The following is a 19690-nucleotide window of genomic DNA, read 5'->3' as shown; positions in this document are numbered from 1 at the left end:
CGCATCCGAGAGGGACGTCCGCGTGAACGACACCGTCCTGGTCCGCCCGAACCGCACCCCGCGAGCACGGCAGGAGCTGATCTGCCTCGCCTTCTGCGGCGGCGGCGCCGGCGCCTACCTGCCCTGGGCCGGGCAACTGCCGCCAGGCACCGGCCTGGGCGCCGTCTGCTATCCGGGGCGCGAGGGCCGCTTCGGCGAGGAGCCAGCCGCGAACTGGGACGCGCTCGCCGAGGACGTGGTCTCCGTGCTGGAAGCGGAGACTGACCGCCCCTACGTGCTGTTCGGGCACAGCCTCGGCGGGCTGCTGGCCTTCGACGTGGCCGTGCGGCTGGAGCGGCGCGGCGGCGCGCTGCCCAGCTCGCTGGTCATCTCGTCGGCCGCCGCGCCCAGCCCGGGTCAGTCACCGCAGGACATGTGGCCGACCACACCCTGGGCCGGCTGGTCCGACACGGAGATCGTCACCTGGATGCGGGCCTTCGGCATCCTGCCGCAGTACGCGCTCGACGACCCGGACCTCCTGGACATGGCCGTCGAGCTGATGCGCGCGGACATCCACGCCAGGGACTCGTACGTGTACGAGGAGGGCGTCACCACCGGCGTGCCCGTACAGCTGCTGACCGGTGAGACGGACGAGGTGATCCCGCACGCCGCGGGCGAGCGGTGGGGCGAGCTGGCCCGCGGCGGGTTCCGGCACGACGTGCTGCCGGGCGCGCACTTCTACACTCCGGAGGTCTGGGACACCCTGCCGACGCGGCTGACGGCCCTCGGCTGCTGAGACAGCGCCGCGTCCCCGTCCGCGAGGGCCGCGAGCTGCTGCTGTGCCTCGGCCAGTTCGGCCAGGCCCAGCCGTTGGAACGCGGCCATGGCCTCCTCGGTGCGCTGCGCGGCCTCGGCCGGGCGGTCCAGGGCGCTGAGCACCCGGCCGAGAATCAGCAGGGCGCGGGCGCCGTCGCGGTCGGCGCCGCGCTCGCGGCACTGCTCGACGCTCTGCTGTGCGAGCGACAGCGCGCGGTCGAACTGCCCGAGCGCCCGCAGCGCGTCGGCGAGCCCGGACCGGCAGACGGCCTCGCGCCGGCGCAGCCCGGCCTCCGTGCAGATCGCCAGGCACTCCTCGAACGAGGAGACCGCCTCCACGTGGTGCCCCGTCTCGTACAGCGCGAGGCCGTGCACGTACAGGCCGAAGCCCAGCCCGGGGACGTTGCCGAGTGCGCGCAGCGGGCCGAGCGTGGCTGCGGCGGCCCGCCGGGCCTCCTCGGGGTGGCCGTCCTTGAGGCGGGCCTGCGCGGCGTTCAGGCTCGTCACCAGCTCACTGGCGCGGTGCCCCGCGGCGCGCGCCACGTCGGCCGCCTCCTCGTAACGGCGGGCTGCGTCCGCGTAGTGCTGACGCAGCTGGGCGATCAGCCCCAGGTCGTTGAGGACCTGGTGCAGCACCGCCGAGTCGCCGGCCCGGCGCAGCGCCGCCTCGGCGGCCAGCGCGTGCGTCTGGGCGGTGTCCAGATCCAGCTGCTGCAGTGCGGCGTTGCCGCAGACGAAACGCGCCCGGCCCGCGGTGCGGTCGGCGCCGGTCCGCTCCGCCGCCACGGCGACGGCCTCCGCGGCGGCGGCCAGGCGGCTGTACGGGATCTCCTGTCCGAACGGGCTGAACAGGATCAGTGTGTCGGCGGCCGCGGAGAGGGTCGAGTCCGTGCCCATCGGGCCGCGCGCGGCCGTTCTGGCCGCGTCCACGGCGGTCTCCACCTCGGCCTGCACCCAGGCGCGGGCGGCGGGCAGGTCCTTGAAGGCCGGGCCCGGCAGGCAGTCCGGCGCGAGCAGGTCGACGACCGGGTCACCGGGGACCATCGCCTGGAAGGCCCGGTAGGCGCCGGCCCGCAGGCCTTCGAGCAGCAGCTCCAGAGCTGTCACGCGCTCGTCGTCCCGCTCGGCGGGCAGCTGCTCCGCGAACTCCCGTACCAGGTCGTGGAATCGGTAGGAGCCGGGCTGCGGGGACTCCAGCAGAGCGGCGTCCACCAGTGACTCCAGCAGGTCCTCGGCGTCGGGTTCGGGCAGCGCGAGCAGGGCGGCCGCCGACGCCAGGCTGGTCGCGGCCCGGGTCACACAGGCGACCAGCCGGAACGCCCTGGCCTGCGGGGAGGTCAGCATCCGGTGGCTCAGTTCGAAGGTGTTGGCGACGGCCAGCTCGCCGATCCGCAGCTCGGCCAGCCGCCGGTCGCTGTCGCTCAGGCGGTCGGCCAGCCGGTCGACCGACCACTGCGGGCGGGCCGCGAGGCGGGCCGCCGCGATCCGTACGGCCAGCGGCAGCCGGCTGCACGCGCTCAGCAGCCTCTCGGCGCCGGAGTCCGCCATGACGCCGACCCGTTCCGTCCCGGCCACCCGGCCCAGGAGCTTCCACGCCTCCTTGGGGGTGAACAGATCGAGATCCACCTGGGCGCTGATCGGCAGGCCGATCAGCTTCGCCCGGCTGGTGATCACCACGGCGGACCCGGCCGACCCCGGCAGCAGCGGTCTGACCTGCGCCGCGTCGCGGGCGTCGTCGAGCACCAGGAGCGTGCGGCGGTCCGCCAGGACGGTGCGCAGCAGCCGTGCCGCGTCGGCGGTCTCGGTGGGCAGCGCGCGGCGCGGCACGCCCAGCGCGGTGAGGAAGGCGTCCAGTACGGTCTTCGGGTCCTCCGGGTCAGCTGCGGTGCCGTGCAGGTCGGCGTAGAGCTGTCCGTCGGGGAAGTGCTCCCTGGCCTGGTGGGCGAACCGGGTGGCGAGCACCGATTTGCCGACGCCCCCCATGCCGGCGATAGCGGTGATCACGGGTGTGTCGCCGCCGTTCTCCAGGGCCCGTCGAAGCACCGTGAGGGCTTCCTCGCGGCCGATGAAGTCCGGTATGCCGGAGGGCAGTTGCGCGGGTATCACCTGGAACTCGTCGGCCGCGACGGGCTCCGGGGCGGGTACCGGGGCGGCCAACTCGACGGGTGCGGCCTGCACCACGGGGGCCGGGGTGCTGGGCGCCGAGCCCTCCACCAGCATCCTCACCTGCAGCTCACGCAGTTCCGCGCTGGGCTCGATGCCCAGTTCCTCGCGCAGCACCGCACGGGCCTGCTGGTACACCGCCAGCGCGTCGGCCCGCCTGCCCACATCGCTCAGCGCCCGCATCAGCAGTCCGTACGGCCGCTCGCGAAGCGGGCTCTCCTGGCTGAGGGAAGTCAGCCCTGAGATGGCCGACGCGGAGTTGCCCGCGGACAGGTCGGCCTCGAAGCGCTGCTCCTCGAGGGAGAAGCGCAGCTCCTCCAGGCGGTCGCGCTGCTGACGCGCGAAGGGGCCCGGCACTCCGGCCAGCGGCGTTCCCTGCCACAAGGCCAGCGCGTCGCGCAGCAGTTGCCGGTTCTCCGCGTGCCGCCCCTGCCTGCGCGCCTCCACGGCCTCGGCCGCGAGCATCTCGGCGCGCAGCGCGTCGAGGGTCTCCGGCGGGACATCGAGCCGATAGCCGTCGCCCACCGAGACCAGCAGGGCCTGGGTGCCGGTACGGCTCTTTTCCAGTCTCTGGCGCAGTCGCCACACGTTGGTGCGCAGCACGGTGATCACACTCGACGGCGGGTCGTCCCCCCACACGGCGTCCACCAGCCCGTCGGCGGTGACCATGCGGCCCGCCCGCAGCAGCAGTACAGCGAGTACCGCCTGTTGTTGCGGGGACCCGGCCCGCTGCCAGCGGTCGTCCTGGCAGATCTGCACGGTTCCCAGCACCCGGAAGGAAATGTCACTGTCCAACACGGCTTTCCCCCAGATAACACGTAAGGGCATGTCCGGCGACTGCCCCCCACCCCCTGCGTCCGAGGATCAGGTCGAACGCTTCCGCGGATCCTCTCATGCGGCCGTGCGCCCCCCGCAGAAGCGGCTCGGCGCGTCCCGAAAGGCCGCGCGGAGCGGTTGAAGATCCGGCGTTGATCGGGTGCCGCGACATTGATCCCAGCCGGTACCGACCGGCGGCGGCCGCAGCGACCACGACTGCGGAGATCGAGCTGAGAGACGTACGTCATGGTGTTTGCGATCCTCTTCCCCGGTCAGGGGGCGCAGTTCCGAGGCATGGGAGCGGACCTCTTCAACCGCTATCCGGGGCTCACGCAGTTCGCCTGCGACCTGCTCGGGTACGACCTCGTGGCGCTCTGCCGCGACGACCCCGACGGCCTGCTGGCCAGCACGCGTTACACACAGCCCGCCCTCTACACCGTGCAGGCGCTCCAGATGTTCGAGCGCACCCACCGCGAGGAGCGGCCCGCGGACTACTACCTGGGCCACAGCATCGGCGAGTACAACGCCCTCCTGGCGGCCGGGGTCTTCGACTTCGCCACGGGGCTGCGCCTGGTCAAGAAGCGCGCCGAGCTGATGGCACAGGCCTCGGACGGCGGGATGACCGCGGTCAGGGACGCCCCGGCCGCGCGGCTCGTGGAGATCCTCGCGGCGGACGGTGTCGAGGGCGTCGACATCGCGGGCTTCAACACCGACGCCCAGATCGTCATCGCCGCGCCGCTCGACGTGCTGCCCGCCGCCCACGCCTGCCTGGAGCGGCACGGGATCCGCTTCGCACCGCTGCGCGTCAGCGGGCCCTTCCACTCCCGCTACATGGCCCCGGCCCGCGCCGAGTTCGAGACGTTCCTGACGGGATTCGACTTCGGCGAACCCAGCACCCCGGTGATCGCCAATGTCACCGGACGCCCCTACCGGCCGGACGAGACCGTGCGGCTGCTGTGCGACCAGCTCGTCGAGCCGGTGCGGTGGACGGACAGCGTCCGTCACCTGCTCGCCCTCGACCCCCGAACAGAGTGCGAAGAGCTGGGCGGAAAGGCCCTGCTCCGCATGGTGGAGCACATCCGTGCCTCCACCCGGCCCGACGAAGCGAGGCAGCAGGCATGAACAGGACGGAGCGCATCACCCGGTTCGTCGAGGACCGGTTCCTCGTGGAATTCGGCGCCGACGTGACGGCACAGAGCGACCTCTTCCAGGAGGGCGTCATCGACTCCTTCGGATACGTCCAGTTGGTGGCTTTCCTGAAGGAGGAGTTCTCCATCGACATCTCCGACGAGGAAGTGCTGATGAACGTCCTCGTCACGCTCGACGCCATGGACGCGTTCGTGGCGCAGAAGCTCGGTGGAACGGAGGGCGCGCCGTGTGCGGGCTAGCCGGATTCCTCTCCGCCACGGCCGTGTCCGACGCCGCGCCGGGCGTCATCACCTCGATGCTCTCGATGATCGGCCACCGAGGGCCGGACGAGGCGGGCTACTACCTCGACGACGGCCTCGCGATGGGCGCGGTCCGCCTGGCGATCGTCGACCTCGAAGCGGGCACGCAGCCGATGGCGGACCCGTCCGGACGCTACTGGATCTGCTTCAACGGCGAGCTCTACAACCATGTGGAGCTGCGCGACGAACTGCGCCGTCTCGGCCGCCCGTTCCGTACCCGATCGGACACCGAGGTGGTGCTCCAGGCCTGGATCCAGTGGGGCGCCGGCTGCCTGACGCGCTTCAACGGGGCCTTCGCGCTCTCGATCCGCGACGCCGTCACCGGTGAGCTGTTCCTCGCCCGCGACCGCCACGGCAAGCGTCCGCTCTTCTACACCGAGCACGACGGGCATTTCCTGTTCGCCTCCGAGATGAAGGCCTTCCGTGCCTTTCCCGGCTTCCGCTTCCAACTGGACGCACGGGAACTGGCTTCGACATTCGCGGTGTGGACCCCGCTGCCCGACCGCAGCCCGTTCACCGGCGTGCGGCAGCTGCCGATGGGCAGCTGGCTGAGCATCCGCGACGGACGGCGCACGCTCCGCGCGTACGAAGAACTCGTCCTGGAGGCTCCCGCGTTCGCGGGGACCGAGGCCGAGGCGGCCGCCTTCGTCCGCGAAACGCTGCGCACCAGCGTCTCCCTGCGCCTGCGCAGCGACGTGCCGGTCGGCGTCTATCTCAGCGGCGGACTCGACTCGTCGATCGTCACCAAGCTCGCCACCGACCTGTGCCAGGGCGAAGTACGCACCTTCTCCGTCGCGTTCGACGACCGGACCTTCGACGAGTCCGGCAGCCAGCGGCTGGTGGCCGGGCATCTGGGCACCCGGCACTCGGCCGTCACGGTGACAGCCGCCGACCTGGCGGCCGCCTTCCCGTCCGCCGTGTACCACGCCGAAGTCCCCGCGTTCCGGACGGCGTTCGTCCCCATGTACCTGCTGTCCCGGCACGTACGGGACGCCGGGATCAAGACCGTGCTCAGTGGCGAGGGCGCCGACGAGGCGTTCCTCGGGTACTCCCTGTTCCGCGAGACCATGCTGCGCGCCGCCTGGCACGACCTCTCCGATGACGAAAGGAGGACCCGGATCGCAGGTCTGCACCCCGAGCTCGCGCACTTCGGCCCCGCACACCGCGCCCAGCTGGCCGGGCTCTTCCAGCAGTTCGCCACCGAGCGCCTGCCGGGCCTGTTCTCGCACGAACTGCGCTACCAGAACGGGAAGTTCGCCACCCGCCTGCTCAAGGATCGGGACGAGCCGTTCGCCGGCCTGCTTGCCCTGGTGCGCGATACGCCCGGCTACGCGGAGCTGAGCCCGGTGCGTAAGGCGCAGTGGCTGGAGTACAAGACGCTGCTGCCCGGCTACCTGCTGTCCACCCAGGGCGAGCGGATGGGCCTGGCGCACGGAGTGGAGAACCGCTGTCCGTTCCTGGACCCCGCCGTTCTGCGCGCCGCCGCCTCCGTCAACCTGCGCTACGACGACGGCGCGCAGGAGAAGGCGATCCTCCGCAAGGCCTTCCACGGCGAACTTCCCGAACAGAGCCTGGCCCGGCCCAAACAGCCCTACCGGGCGCCCGGAAGCACCGTCTTCAGGGACCAGCGGCCCGACTACCTGGAACTGGTCCTGTCCGACGCCGAGCTGGCCGGGCTCGACTGCGTCGATCCCGTCTTCGCCCGGAAGCTGGTCGACAAGGTCATGACCGTCCCCTCCGCGGAGATCAGCACCAAGGAGGACCAGGCGTTCGTCTATCTGCTCACGACCGCTGTCCTCAACCAGCAGTTCGTCATGAATCGAGAGAGCTACATGGGCACGCCCCCGGCAAGCGAACTGAACCTGCGCACGGTCGCCGACCGCCGCCGTGCCGCGCAGCCGACGGGAGTGGCACGGTGACCGCGACGCAGCCGCCGCCCGGCGCGGGTGACATCGCTATCGTCGGAATCGGCCTGCGGTTCCCGGGCGCCGAGGCACTGGACGAGCTGTGGCCGCATCTGGTCGCGGGCAGGTCACTGATCTCCGAGGTGCCCGCCGAACGCTGGTCCAAGGAACGCTACTTCGGAGACCCCGCGCCGGGCGTGGACAGGACGAACAGCATCTGGGGCGGCTTCATCGATGAGGCCGACCGCTTCGACGCCGCGTTCTTCAACATCTCTCCCCGCGAGGCCAGGAGCATGGACCCGCAGCAGCGGTTCGCGCTCGAACTCTCCTGGAAGGCGATCGAGGACGCCGGATACGCGGCCGGCCGGCTCGCGGGCTCCCGCACCGGTGTCTTCATGGGTGTCTGCCACGCGGACTACGCCGAACTCATGGAACGGGACGGTGCGCCCACCGACGTCTACTTCCCGACCGGTACGGCGTACTCGGTCATCTCCAACCGCGTCTCCTACTTCCTCGACCTGCACGGGCCGAGCATCACCAACGACACCGCGTGCTCCAGCTCGCTGGTGTCGGTGTACGAGGCGGTCTCCGCGCTGCGCGGCGGGGAGTGCGACCTTGCACTGGCCGGCGGGGTCAACCTGTGCTGGTCGCCCAAGCACTTCGTGGCCTTCAGCCAGGCGGGCATGCTGTCGCGCAGTGGCGAGTGCCGGGCCTTCGACCAGGGCGCCGACGGCTACGTCCGCGGCGAGGGCGGGGCCGTCCTGCTCCTCAAGCCGCTCTCCCGGGCACTGGCGGACGGCGACCCGGTACACGCCGTCATCAAGGGCGTGGCCACCAACCACGGCGGTCGCACCAACTCCCTGACGGTCACCAACCCGGCCGCGCAGGCGAGCCTGATCGAGGACCTGTACGCCCGCGAGGGCATCCGGCCGGAGACGGTCTCGTACATCGAGGCGCACGGCCCCGGCACCCCGGTCGGCGACCCCATCGAGATCGTCGCGCTCAAGCGCGCGTTCCGGAACCTGCACGCGGCCCAGGGGACCCGGGCGGAGCCGGACAGCGTCGGCATCGGGTCGGTCAAGACCAACATCGGGCACCTCGAAGGGGCCGCCGGCGTCGCCGGAATGGTCAAGGTGATCGGCGCCCTGGCCGAGCGGGAGCTGCCCGCCACCGTCCACTTCGAGACACAGAACCCACTGGTGAGTCTCGACGACAGCCCCTTCTACATCGTCGGCGCGACCCGCCCCTGGGACACGCCGGGGGCGGGGGAGCCGGGACGGCCCGCACCACGCCGCGCCGGCGTCAGCTCGTTCGGCTTCGGCGGGACCAACGCCCACGTGGTCATCGAGGAACACGTCCCCGATGACGCACCGCGGTCCGGGCACGCACTGCCCGACGGCGCCCAGGTCGTTCCGCTCTCGGCCAGGACGCCGGAGCGGCTGCGCGCGGTGGCGGCGGACCTGCTGCGCCACCTCCGGAACGAGGCGGTGACGTCGCGCACCACGCCGGCCGACATCGCACACACCCTGCGGACCGGCCGCGAGCCCATGGCCGCGCGACTCGTGCTCGTCGTCGCCGGCCACGCCGGACTGCGCGCGGGGCTCGAAGCGGTCGTGGACGGCTCGCTCGCCCCATCCGATGCGCACGTACTCACCGCCGCGCCGGTGGCCCGCGAGGCCCTGGAGACCGCCACCCGCTGGGCGCAGGGGGACACCGTCGACTGGTCGGACCTGCCCGGCCAGGAGAACGCACAGGTCCGCCGCGTACGGCTGCCCACCTACCCGTTCGCACGCGAGCGGCACTGGTTCGAGCCGTCGGCGGCCGGGCGGGCCGGGGCGGTGCCGTCCACCGCGCCGCACCCGCTGGTGCACCGCAACACCTCGGACCTCACCGAGCAGCGCTACGCCTCGGCCTTCACCGGGGACGAGGCATTCCTGGCGGACCACCGTGTCCGCGGCACACGGGTGTTTCCCGCCGCCGCCACGATCGAGATGGTCCGGGCCGCCGCCCACGCGGCCCTGGCGCCGGGCGACGGCGCCAGTCCGTACCCGCGGCTGCGCGACATCGCCTGGCTGCGCCCGCTGAGCGTGGACGACGCACCGATCGATGTGAAGGTGGGTCTGTTCCCCGACGGCGACGACCGCGTCGCCTTCGAGGTGTACTCCGGGACGTCGGCCACCGACCCGTCAGTCGTTGTGCACAGCCGAGGCGTCGTGGAACCGCGGCCCGCCGGGCAGGTGGCGCCGCTCGACCTGGAAGCGCTGCGTGCCGCCTGCGCGACGCCGTACGACACCGAGGAGGCGTACGCCGCCTTCGGCCGGGCCGGGCTCGACTACGGCCCGGCCATGCGGGGCCTGACACAGATCCTCGCCGGCCGCGGCCAGCTGCTCGTACGGATCGAGCAGCCCGAATCCGCCGGGGAGACGGCCGGTCACGTCCTGCCGCCCAGCGTGCTGGACGCGGCCCTGCAGGCCTCGGTCGTCCTGATGGCGCGAGAGGCGGCCGAGCCCGCCGACGGCCTCGCCCTGCCGTTCGTACTTGACCGGATCGACGTCCACCGCCCATGCCCCTCGCGGACCTGGGCCTGGGTGCGGCCCAGTGCGGGCGGCGACTCGCCGGACACCTTCGACATCGACCTGTGCGACGAGAGCGGCGACATCTGTGCGAGCCTGCGCGGCCTGGTGCAGCGCACGGTCGCCGCACCGCCCGCGAGCGCCGGGGCCCGGGTGGTCGCGGCCACCTCCGGCTGGACACCGGCGCCCCTCGACGAGGCCGCCGGAGCAGCCCCGGACGGTGTCACGGTGCACGCGTTCCTGGTGGGCGACACCACCGCGCACCCCCAACTCCCGCTCGACGCACTGCCCGAGGCCCTTCCGGGCCGCCCGGCCGACACCGCGGACGTCGCGCTCCGCCTGCTGTTCGACGAGGTCAAGCAGGTGCTGACGGCGAGCCCGACCACGGCGCACCGCTTCGTGGTGCTGGCCGACGACCGGGTGCCGCACCCGGCGTACGCCCCGCTCACGGGTCTGTTCCGCACCGCCGAGCTGGAGAACCCGCTGGTCTCCGGGCGAGTGGTCCGCGTGGCACACCTGGCGGAGGCTCCCACTGAGCGGATCGCGCGGATCCTCCACCAGGAAGCGGCCGACACCGCGTCCGACGCGGAAGTCGGCTACGCGGCGGACGGCACCCGCCGGGCCCTGCGCCCTGTCGAGCTCCGGCTCGACGCGGGGCCGCGGGTCCCGGCCCTGCGTGAGGGCGGGGTCTACTGGGTGACCGGTGGCCTCGGCGGCCTGGGCCGCCACGTAGCCCGCTACTTCGCGCGGCACACCGGAGTGACCGTTGTCCTCAGCGGACGTTCGGCGGCCGGGGCCACGACCCGGGCGGCCGTCGCCGAACTGCGTGCGGAGGGCATCGACGCCCACTATCTGCGCGTCGACGTCACGCGCGCCGCCGACGTACGGCGCGCGGCGCGCGCCATCGCCCGCAAGCACGGGGCGGTCACCGGGATCGTGCACGCGGCGGGCCTGCTGCGGGACGCCTACATCCTGCACAAGGACACCGCCGACCTGCCCGCCGTGACCGCCGCCAAGATGCACGGCGCGGTCAACCTGGACCTTGCTACCCGCGATCTGGACCTCGACTTCTTCGCCGTCTTCTCCTCCGTCGCGGGCGTGTACGGCAACGCCGGACAGGCCGACTACGCGGCGGCGAACGCTTTCCTGGACGCTTTCGCCCGCCACCGCGGCGCGCTGGTCGACAGCGGCGAGCGGACCGGCCGTACCGTCGCGGTGAGCTGGCCGTTCTGGGCGGACGGCGGCATGGAGATGGACGCGGTCACCCGGGAGTCACTGCGCCGCCTGCGCGGCTGGGAACCGCTTCCGACGGAGGAGGGGCTGCGCCTGCTCGGGCGGGTGCTGCACGACGGCGCCCACCCTCACGTGGTGGTCGGCTACGGCGCCGACGCGACGCTCCTGCCCACCGGAGGGGCGGCCGGCCCGTCCGGGACCGCTGCCTCCCCCGGGGCCGGGGCCCCGGCCCCGGGGGAGGCCGGGCACGAGGAGCTCCTGGAGCGGATGACGCTGCTGCTGAAGCGGCACGTGGGAGAGGTGCTGCGGTACGACCCCGAGGCTCTCGACGCCTCGGCCAACCTGGTCGAGTACGGCATCGACTCGCTCAGCATCCTCGAACTGACGGCGCGCCTGGAGGAATTGTTCGGGACGCTCGCCAAGACGATCTTCTTCGAGTACCTGACCGTCCGGGACATCGCGGGCTACTTCGTGACGCGCCACAGCGACCGGCTCACGGCGGTGTTCGCAGCCGGCCGAGAGCCCGGACCTGAGCCCGCCGCGGACCCGGCAGCGGGCCCCGGCGAGCCGCGCACGGCCCGTCGTCCCCGCTTCGCACGGACCACCGCCACTGTCACCCCCTCCGTCGCCGACGCGGCGGGCACCCCGGCCGCCGACCGTCACGACATCGCCGTCATCGGTATTTCGGGCAGGTACCCCGGCGCCGACACGCTCGACGAGCTGTGGACGATGCTCGCCGAGGGCCGCCACGCCTTCGAGGAGGTCCCGCGCGACCGCTGGGACCATGACGCGATCTACTCCCGCGAACGCAGTGTGCCGGGCAAGAGCGTGATCCGCACCGGGGCGTTCCTGAGCGGCACCGACCGGTTCGACCCCCGCTACTTCCGCATCTCCAAGCGCGAGGCCGAGCAGATGTCCCCGGAGGTCCGGCTCTTCCTCCAGACCGGCGTGCAGGCGCTGGAGGACGCGGGGTACTCCCGCGAGACCATCCAGCGGCAGTACCAGGGCGACGTCGGCGTGCTGGTGGGCACCATGAGCAACCACTACGGCCTCTACGGCTTCCAGAACGCCCTGACCCGGGGAGCCCCGGCGAGCGGCAGCTACATGGCGACCATTCCCAACATGCTGTCGTACTTCTACGGGCTCACGGGACCGTCGATCTTCCTCGACACCATGTGCTCGACCTCCTCCACCTGCATCCACCAGGCCGTGCAGATGCTGCGAGCCGGCGACTGCCGGATGGTGGTGGCCGGTGGGATCAACCTGCTGCTGCACCCGTACAACCTGATCACCTCCTCGCAGGAGCACTTCACCACGGCCACATCCGATGTGGTGCGCAGCTTCGGCGAGGGCGTGGACGGGACGATCCTCGGCGAGGGCGTCGGCGCCGTCGTGCTGAAGCCGCTGGCCGATGCCGAGCGTGACGGTGACCAGGTGTACGCCGTGATCAAGGGGACCGCTCTGTCCAACGCCGGTGTCCGCAACGGATTCACCGTGCCGAACCCGCGCATGCAGACCCGGGCGATCGAGAAGGCGGTTGCAGACGCGGGCGTCGACCTGCGGACCGTCAACTACGTCGAGGCACACGGCTCCGGCACCTCCCTCGGCGACCCTATCGAGGTCGCCGCGCTGACCGCCGCATACCGCACGCACACCGATGACAAGGAGTTCTGCTCCCTCGGCTCGGTCAAGTCGAACGTGGCACACCTGCTCGCGGCGGCGGGCGTGGCCGCCTTCTCCAAGGTCGTCCTCCAGCTCCAGCGGGGCAAGCTGGCGCCCTCGCTGCACAGCTCCGTACTCAATCCCGACATCGACTTCGCGAGCACTCCCTTCCGCGTGCAACAGGAACTCGCCGACTGGGAGCCGGTCATCACCACGGAAGGCGGCCGCCGGGTGGTCCACCCCCGGCGTGCGGGCATCACATCGATCGGAGCCGGCGGGATGAATTCGCACATGATCGTCGAGGAGTACCGGGGACCGGACGGCACACCGGACCCCGAACGCCGTTCGGGTGAGGAGCTGTTCGTCTTCTCGGCGATGACCGAGGAGGCCCTCGCTACCCACCTCACGACGTTCCGCGAGTTCGCCGAGCGGGCACACGAGAGCGAACTCCCGTCGATCGCACACACCTTGCGCGTCGGCAAGAACGAACTTCCGCGCCGCTGGGCATTCCTGGCGAAGGACCTGAGTGGCGTGCGCGCGGGGATCGACCGCTATCTCGGCGGCGACCGCGACCAGGAGGGTGCACTCGCCGCCGCGGACCCGCGCTCCGCACGGGCTCGCGAGCTCGCACTGAGCTGGACGGGCGGCCGGAGCGTCGACTGGGGTGACCTCGTGGACGGGCGCCCCCCGCGCCGGGTGTCGCTGCCGGCCTACCCGTTCGAGCAGGTGCGCTGCTGGGTCGCCGGGGAGGACGGCGCGCCGTCGGTGACCGCGCCCCTTGCGCTGCGCGAGAAGCTCCACCCGTTCCTGGGCCGCAACGAGTCCGACGTGGACGGAGTGCGCTACGCCCTCGACGTCCACCTGGCCGACCTGGCCGACTACACCCAGCGCCAGGGCGGCGGGGCCGGCGTCGTACCGGCATTCGCCGTCGACCTGGCCCTGGCGGCCGCGAAGGTGTCCGGCTTCGCCACCGACCCCGTGGTCCGCGACCTGCGGGCGCTCGGGCCGCTGCGCTGGGCCGGCACCGCCCGCCTGGTCACGGCCGTCACCGCGGACGGGCACGGGGCGGCGTCCGGCTCGGTCCTCGCCGAGGACGCCGCCGGGACACGGACCCCCGTACTCGGCTTCGACCTGCACCGGGGCGGAGCGGATACGCCGCCCCCCGCACGGGTCCCCCTCCGCGAACTGCGTGACCGGAGCCGCTCCTTCGCCACCCGGGACGAACTTCGTGCCGCGCTCGCCGAGGGCGGCTGCGAGCGCCCGGCCGCGTACTGCGGCCTGAAGAGCGGCCACTGGCTGTCCGGGGGCTCGCTGCTGCTCGAAGTCGCCGCACCCGAGCGGCGGCACGACCACACCGCGCGCAACACCACGGTCGAGCCCTTCGTGCTCGCCGCCGTCGGCGAAGGGCTGCGGCTGGTCGCGCGGCGGGCGGGTCTGCCCGGCTGGGCCTCGACGGACCCGCTCCACATCGACGAGGTCCGGGTCTTCGCAGGCGGCGAAGTCGCTTACGTACTGGTCGAGTTGGCCGCCCGCGCCGAGGGCGGACAGGGCGCGGTCCGGCTGATCGGCCGCGATGGCGAGGTCCGTGCCGCCCTCACCGGTCTGCGGTGCGGCGACGTCCGCACGGTGAGCCCGGCGGCGCCCCGGGACCGGGAAGGCGAGCGGACATCCGGCGGGGGGACGTCGGCCTACGTGGTCGGCGCGCTGCGCGACATGGCCGCGGGCATCCTCATGTTCGCCCCCGAAGAGCTGGAGGGCGACACCACCTTCGACGCCTTCGGCTTCGACTCGATCTCGCTGGTCTCGTTCTCCGGCCTCGTGCGCGAGCGGTTCGGCGTCGAGCTGAGTCCTGCCGTGCTCTTCGACGTCAACACGCTCGACGCACTCGGCCGGTATCTGACCGAGGAGTTCGCCGAGGAGATCCGGGCGGTCCGGGCAGGCGAGGGAGCGCGGGCCACGACGTCCGCCGCCCCCGCGCCTGCCGCAGCCCCGGGCAACCGGCCGGAGGGCGCCGCGGGCCCACGCCCGTCGTCCGACCGGGACGCGTCCGCGCGCATCGCGATCGTCGGGGCAGCCGGCCGCTTCCCCGGCGCGCCGGACCTGGACGCGTACTGGGACAACCTGGTGTCGGGCCGGGACTCGGTCACCGGCTTCCCGGCCCACCGCTACGGCGCCGCCTACACACGGACCGTCGAGGCTGCCGACTTCCCCAAGTACGCGGGCGTGCTCGACGACGTCGACGCCTTCGACGCCGAGTTCTTCCGGGTCACGCCGCGCGAGGCCGAACTGATGGACCCTCAGCACCGGCTCGCCCTGGAGACGGTCTGGAACGCGCTGGAGCACAGTGCGTACCGGCCCGCCGGCCTGCCCGCGGACACCGCCGTATTCCTCGGCGTCTCCGGCACCGACTATTCCACGCTCCTCACCGCCCATGGCGTCCCGGCGGACGCCTTCACCTCCACCGGCAACGCCCACTCGATGCTCGCGAACCGGGTCTCCTACCTGCTCGACCTGCGTGGCCCGAGCGAGCCGGTGGACACGGCCTGCTCCAGTTCGCTGGTCGCCGTGCACCGTGCCGCCGAGGCGATCCGGTCGGGAGTCTGCGAAGCCGCGATCGCCGGCGGGGTCAACCTGCTGCTGAGCGTCGACACCTTCGTCAGCGCGGGGCGCGCCGGCATGCTCAGCCCGGAAGGCCGCTGCAAGGCGTTCTCCGCCGACGCCGACGGTTACGTACGCGGCGAGGGCGTCGGCGCCGTGATCCTCAAGCCGCTCGCCGCCGCCGAGCGGGACGGCGACGCCGTCCTCGGCGTGCTGACCGGCACCGCCGAGAACCACGGCGGGCGCGCCAACTCACTCACCGCCCCCAACGCCGAGGCCCAGGCCGACCTGGTGGTACGGGCGATGGGCGGCACCGACCCCGACACGATCGGCTACGTAGAGGCCCACGGTACCGGCACGGCGCTGGGCGACCCGGTGGAGGTGCGCGGCCTCAGGTCCGCTTTCCGGCGCCTCGGCGCCACCGGCCTGGGCACCTGCGGGCTCGGCTCGGTCAAGGGCAACATCGGTCACCTGGAGGCCGCCGCCGGAATCGCCGGCCTGCTCAAGGTGCTGTCCGCGATGCGTCACGGCGTGATCCCGGCGACGCGCAACGTGGGCGACCTCAACCCGTACGCCGAACTGGACGGCGGTCCGCTGCGCCTCGTGCGCGAGAACGAGCCCTGGCCGCGCTTGCGCGAGCGCGGGGGTGAGCCCGCCCCGCGCCGCGCAGGGGTGAGCAGCTTCGGATTCGGCGGCTCCAACTGCCACGTGGTGGTGGAGGAGTACGTCCCTGCCGACCTGCCGGTGGACGTCCCCGGCGGGCTGCGGACAGAAGCCGTCGTGCCGCTGTCGGCCCGTACGGAGGGACAACTGCGTCAGCGCGCCGCTGACTTGCTGTCCTTCCTGGAGTCCGCAGACGTCCCGCCCTCGCTGGCCTCGATCGCCTGGACCCTCCAGTGCGGGCGGGAGGACCTCACCGAGCGGGTCGGCTGGGTGGTTGGCTCGCACGCGGAACTCACCGACCATCTGCGGGAGTTCGCTGCCGGCCGCGACTTGCCGGACGGTGTCGCCCGGGGGAGCGCCTCCCGGCGCCACGCCGGCTTCGCCACCCGCGGGGCGGAGCGGCCCGCCGCACCGGCCGCCACGGAACCCGCAGGCGGTGAGCCGGCCGGACTGCTGAGGCGCTGGGCCCAGGGAAGCCCCGTCGACTGGCGGGTCCTCCACGGCAGCCGCCCGCCCCGCCGGGTCCACCTGCCCGGCTACCCGTTCGCCCGCGACCGGTACTGGATCCCGGGCACCACGACGCCGACGGACGGCCCCGGCACCGGAACGCCGCAGGACACCCCGGCGAATGTACCGGCGCAGAACGGGCCCGCGACGGGGACCACGCTGCTGGTGCGCGGCTGGACACCGAAGCCCGCGCCCTCCGCCACCGGCGGTCAAGGTGCCCCTGCGCACCGGGCGGTGATCCTCTGCGGGGCGGCGGCCGGCGCGTGCGAACAGGTGCGGCGGGACCTGCCACGGGCGCGCTGCTTCACCGCTACGACGGCCGGGCAGCGCCCCGGGAGCCGGTTCGCCGACCTCACGCAGCAGGTCTTCGGGATCGTCCGGGAGCTGGCTGCCGCACCCGGCGACGCCGGCACGCTGGTACAGGTGGTGGTGGAGGCCCACGGTGACGAGGCTGTCAACCTGGCGCTGGCCGCCCTGCTGCGTACGGCGGCCCAGGAGAATCCCCGGATCGTCGCCCAGGTCATCGGCCTGGACGGCGACGGTCCGGATGGCACCGCTCCGGGCGCCGTCCTCGCCGCCCTGCGCGCGGAGAACGGCGCCGGCGGCGACGACCTGGTGCGCTACCGCGACGGCGAGCGGACCGTACGGACCTGGAGTGCCGCGCGGCCCCAGCACGGTGCGCCGGACACGCCCTGGCGCGCGGGCGGGGTCTATCTGATCACCGGAGGCGCGGGGGGCATCGGCGCGGTCGTCGCGCGGGCCATCGCGAGCGACGTCGCCGGGCCTGTCCTGGTCCTGGCCGGACGGGGACCGCGCGACGCGCGCATCGAGGCGCTCGTCGCGGAACTGTGCGCGGCGGGCGCGCTCGCCGAGTACCACCGCGCGGACGTCTCCCGCTGGGAGGAAGTGCGGCATCTGACCGCCGGGGTCCGGCGGGAGCACGGCGGGATCGACGGCATCGTCCACTCGGCCGGGGTGGTCCAGGACTCCTCCCTGGCGCGCAAGAAGGCGCGTGAGTGGTCGGACGTGCTCGCGCCGAAGGTGGACGGGCTGGTCAACCTGGACCGCGCCGTCGCGGGCACGCCGCTCGACTTCCTGATCGCCTTCTCCTCCGGTGCGGCCGTCACCGGCAACCCCGGCCAGGCCGACTACGCCACCGCCAATGCCTTCCTGGACGAGTTCGTGGCGCTGCGTGCCGCGCGCGTCGAGGCGGGGGAGGCGTCGGGGCGCACGCTTTCCGTCGCGTGGCCGCTGTGGCGCGACGGCGGGATGACGGTCGACGCGGCCACGCGCGAGCGTCTGCGGCGCAGCCGGGGCCTGGTGCCGATGGGCTCGGCCGAGGGCGTCGCCGCCCTGCGGCGTGCGTGGGCCCTCGGTACGGAGCAGGTGTGGGTGCACCACGGCGAACTCACCCGGATACCCGGACTGCGCTCCGTCCCGGCGGCTTCGGCGGCTTCGGCGGTCTCCGCCGGCCCGGCCCCTGCGACGTCCCCCGTCCCGCCGGTCGCGCGACCCGCCTCCGCGGCCCCCGCCGACTCGGGCCGCCTCTGCCGCGAGACCCTGCGGCGACTGGCCGCACTCTTCGCGGACGTGACCAAGTTGCCCCCCGGCAGCGTCGATGCCGACGGGCCGCTGACCGCGCTGGGTCTTGATTCGATCATGGTGGTCCAGTTGAAGAACGCGCTCCTTCCGGCGTTCCCCGATGTTTCGACGACTCTGTTCTACGAGTTCCCGACCCTGCGGGCGATCGCCGGACACCTCGCGGCGGAGTACGCCCCGCACGCCCTCGCCTGGACCGGCACACCGGCGTCCGCGCCGGCCCGGACCACCGCTCGGTCCACCGCCACTTCCCCGTCCGCCGCCCCGCCCACCGCCACTTCCCCGTCCGCCGACCCGTCCACCGCCACTTCCGCGCCCACCGCCACTTCCGCGTCCGCCTCCACGTCCGATTCCGCTACCGGTCCCGCGACCTCGTCGGCCGAGTGGCACGACGGCTCACCGCAGGGGCGCGAGCCGATCGCGGTGATCGGCATGAGCGGGCGCTATCCCGGTGCGGAGAACGTCGCCGAGTACTGGGCGAACCTCAAGGCCGGGCGGGACTGCATCCGTGAAGTACCCGCGGACCGCTGGCCGCTGGAAGGCTTCTTCGAGCCCGATCGTGCCAAGGCCGCCGCCACTGGCCGCAGTTACAGCAAGTGGGGCGGATTCCTGGACGGCTTCGCGGACTTCGACCCGCACTTCTTCCGGATGGCGCCGCGCGACGCGTACGCCGTCGACCCGCAGGAGCGCCTCTTCCTGCAGGCCGCGTGGGAGGTCCTCGAGGACGCCGGCTACAGCGGCGAGCGCCTCGCCCGCCGCCACCGCGGCCGGGTCGGCGTCTTCGCTGGCGTCACGAAGTCGGGCCACGCCCGCCGGCCCTCGGGGCTGCTCCCGTCCGGTGAGACCGTGGCACCGGCCCTGTCCTTCGCCTCGCTGAGCGCCCGGACCTCCTACGTGCTGGACCTGCGCGGACCCAGCCTGACCGTCGACACCATGTGCTCGGCCTCGCTGACCGCCATCCACGAGGCGTGCGAGAACCTCCACCGCGGCGACTGCGAGGTGGCCGTCGCGGGCGGAGTCAACCTCTACCTGCACCCGCACGACTACGTCGAACTGTCCCGCTCCAACATGCTGTCGCGGGACGCCCGGTGCCGCAGCTTCGGGGCGGACGCCCACGGCTTCGTCCCCGGCGAGGGCGTCGGCTGTGTGCTGCTCAAGCCGCTGTCGCGGGCACTGGCGGACGGCGACCGTGTCTACGCGGTGGTCCGCGGCAGCAGCGTCAACCACGGCGGCCGCTCGCACGGCTACACCGTGCCCAACCCGGCCGCCCAGGCAGAGCTGGTACGCCGGGCGCTGGACCGCGCCGGTGTCTCCGCCCGCCGGGTCGGTTACGTGGAAGCCCACGGCACCGGCACCGAACTGGGGGATCCGATCGAGGTACGGGGCCTGACCCGGGCCTTCCGGCAGGACACCGACGACACCCGGTTCTGCGCGATCGGCTCCGCGAAGTCGGCGATCGGGCACCTGGAGGCCGCCGCCGGGATCGCCGGATTCACCAAGGCCGTACTCCAGCTGCGCCACCGGCAGTTCGCGCCGAGCCTGCACGCGCAGCGGCTCAACCCCGAGATCGACTTCGAGCGGACGCCCTTCTTCGTCCAGCGCGAGCTCGCCGAGTGGCGTTCGGACACCCCGCGTGTCGCCGCCGTCTCGTCCTTCGGCGCCGGCGGTTCCAACGCGCATGTGGTCCTGGAGGAATACGTCGAGGCCGCGCCGGAGCGCGCGGCGGACG

General features: G+C 73.0%; 6 protein-coding genes (1 of these 6 cut by a window edge). 5 read left to right on the top strand and 1 reads right to left on the bottom strand.

Features of this window, described 5'->3' with window-relative positions; genetic code table 11:
* The first annotated feature begins 22 nt into the window (after nt 1-22).
* Nucleotides 23-775, top strand: a complete 753-nt coding sequence (locus tag OG584_RS06845) for a thioesterase II family protein (RefSeq protein ID WP_405776072.1) — start codon at nt 23-25, stop codon at nt 773-775.
* On the opposite strand, the gene OG584_RS06840 is transcribed toward OG584_RS06845, so the two are convergent.
* The gene (locus OG584_RS06840; RefSeq protein WP_405776070.1) at nt 718-3753 is read right to left on the bottom strand and encodes a BTAD domain-containing putative transcriptional regulator; all 3036 of its coding nucleotides are present in this window, start codon (nt 3751-3753) and stop codon (nt 718-720) included. The two genes, OG584_RS06845 and OG584_RS06840, sit on opposite strands and share 58 nt — an antisense overlap.
* A 267-nt stretch (nt 3754-4020) precedes the next feature.
* On the opposite strand from OG584_RS06840, the gene OG584_RS06835 reads away from it, so the two are divergent.
* The 4 genes in view from OG584_RS06835 to OG584_RS06820 are tightly spaced (each overlapping or abutting the next) and all read left to right on the top strand, a layout consistent with a single transcriptional unit that may run on beyond the window.
* Nucleotides 4021-4896, top strand: coding sequence for an ACP S-malonyltransferase (locus OG584_RS06835; protein WP_405776068.1), 876 nt, complete (start codon nt 4021-4023; stop codon nt 4894-4896).
* Entirely contained in the window at nt 4893-5162 is a 270-nt protein-coding gene (locus OG584_RS06830; RefSeq protein WP_405776066.1) for an acyl carrier protein, read from the top strand. The genes OG584_RS06835 and OG584_RS06830 overlap by 4 nt, the downstream gene beginning before the upstream one ends.
* Nucleotides 5150-7141: an asparagine synthase (glutamine-hydrolyzing) gene (asnB, locus tag OG584_RS06825; protein WP_405776064.1), complete on the top strand. Its 1992-nt coding sequence runs from the start codon at nt 5150-5152 to the stop codon at nt 7139-7141. The genes OG584_RS06830 and asnB overlap by 13 nt, the downstream gene beginning before the upstream one ends.
* Nucleotides 7138-19690: the 5' portion of an SDR family NAD(P)-dependent oxidoreductase gene (locus tag OG584_RS06820; RefSeq protein ID WP_405776062.1), read on the top strand. The gene runs 8162 nt beyond the window's last position; 12553 of the gene's 20715 nt are visible here — the first part of the coding sequence; the start codon lies at nt 7138-7140; its stop codon lies off the right edge, out of view. The genes asnB and OG584_RS06820 overlap by 4 nt, the downstream gene beginning before the upstream one ends.

Origin of the sequence: Streptomyces sp. NBC_00859 (genome assembly GCF_045161865.1) — a bacterium.
GTDB lineage: Bacteria > Actinomycetota > Actinomycetes > Streptomycetales > Streptomycetaceae > Streptomyces.
Note: the sequence above shows the minus strand (reverse complement) of the source record. Positions and strands in the feature narration are given on the sequence as shown.

Coding starts and splice junctions, on each gene's coding strand:
- OG584_RS06835 (WP_405776068.1), top strand. CDS start 4,021: ATGGTGTTTGCGATCCTCTTCCCCGGTCAGGGGGCGCAGTTCCGAGGC.
- OG584_RS06830 (WP_405776066.1), top strand. CDS start 4,893: ATGAACAGGACGGAGCGCATCACCCGGTTCGTCGAGGACCGGTTCCTC.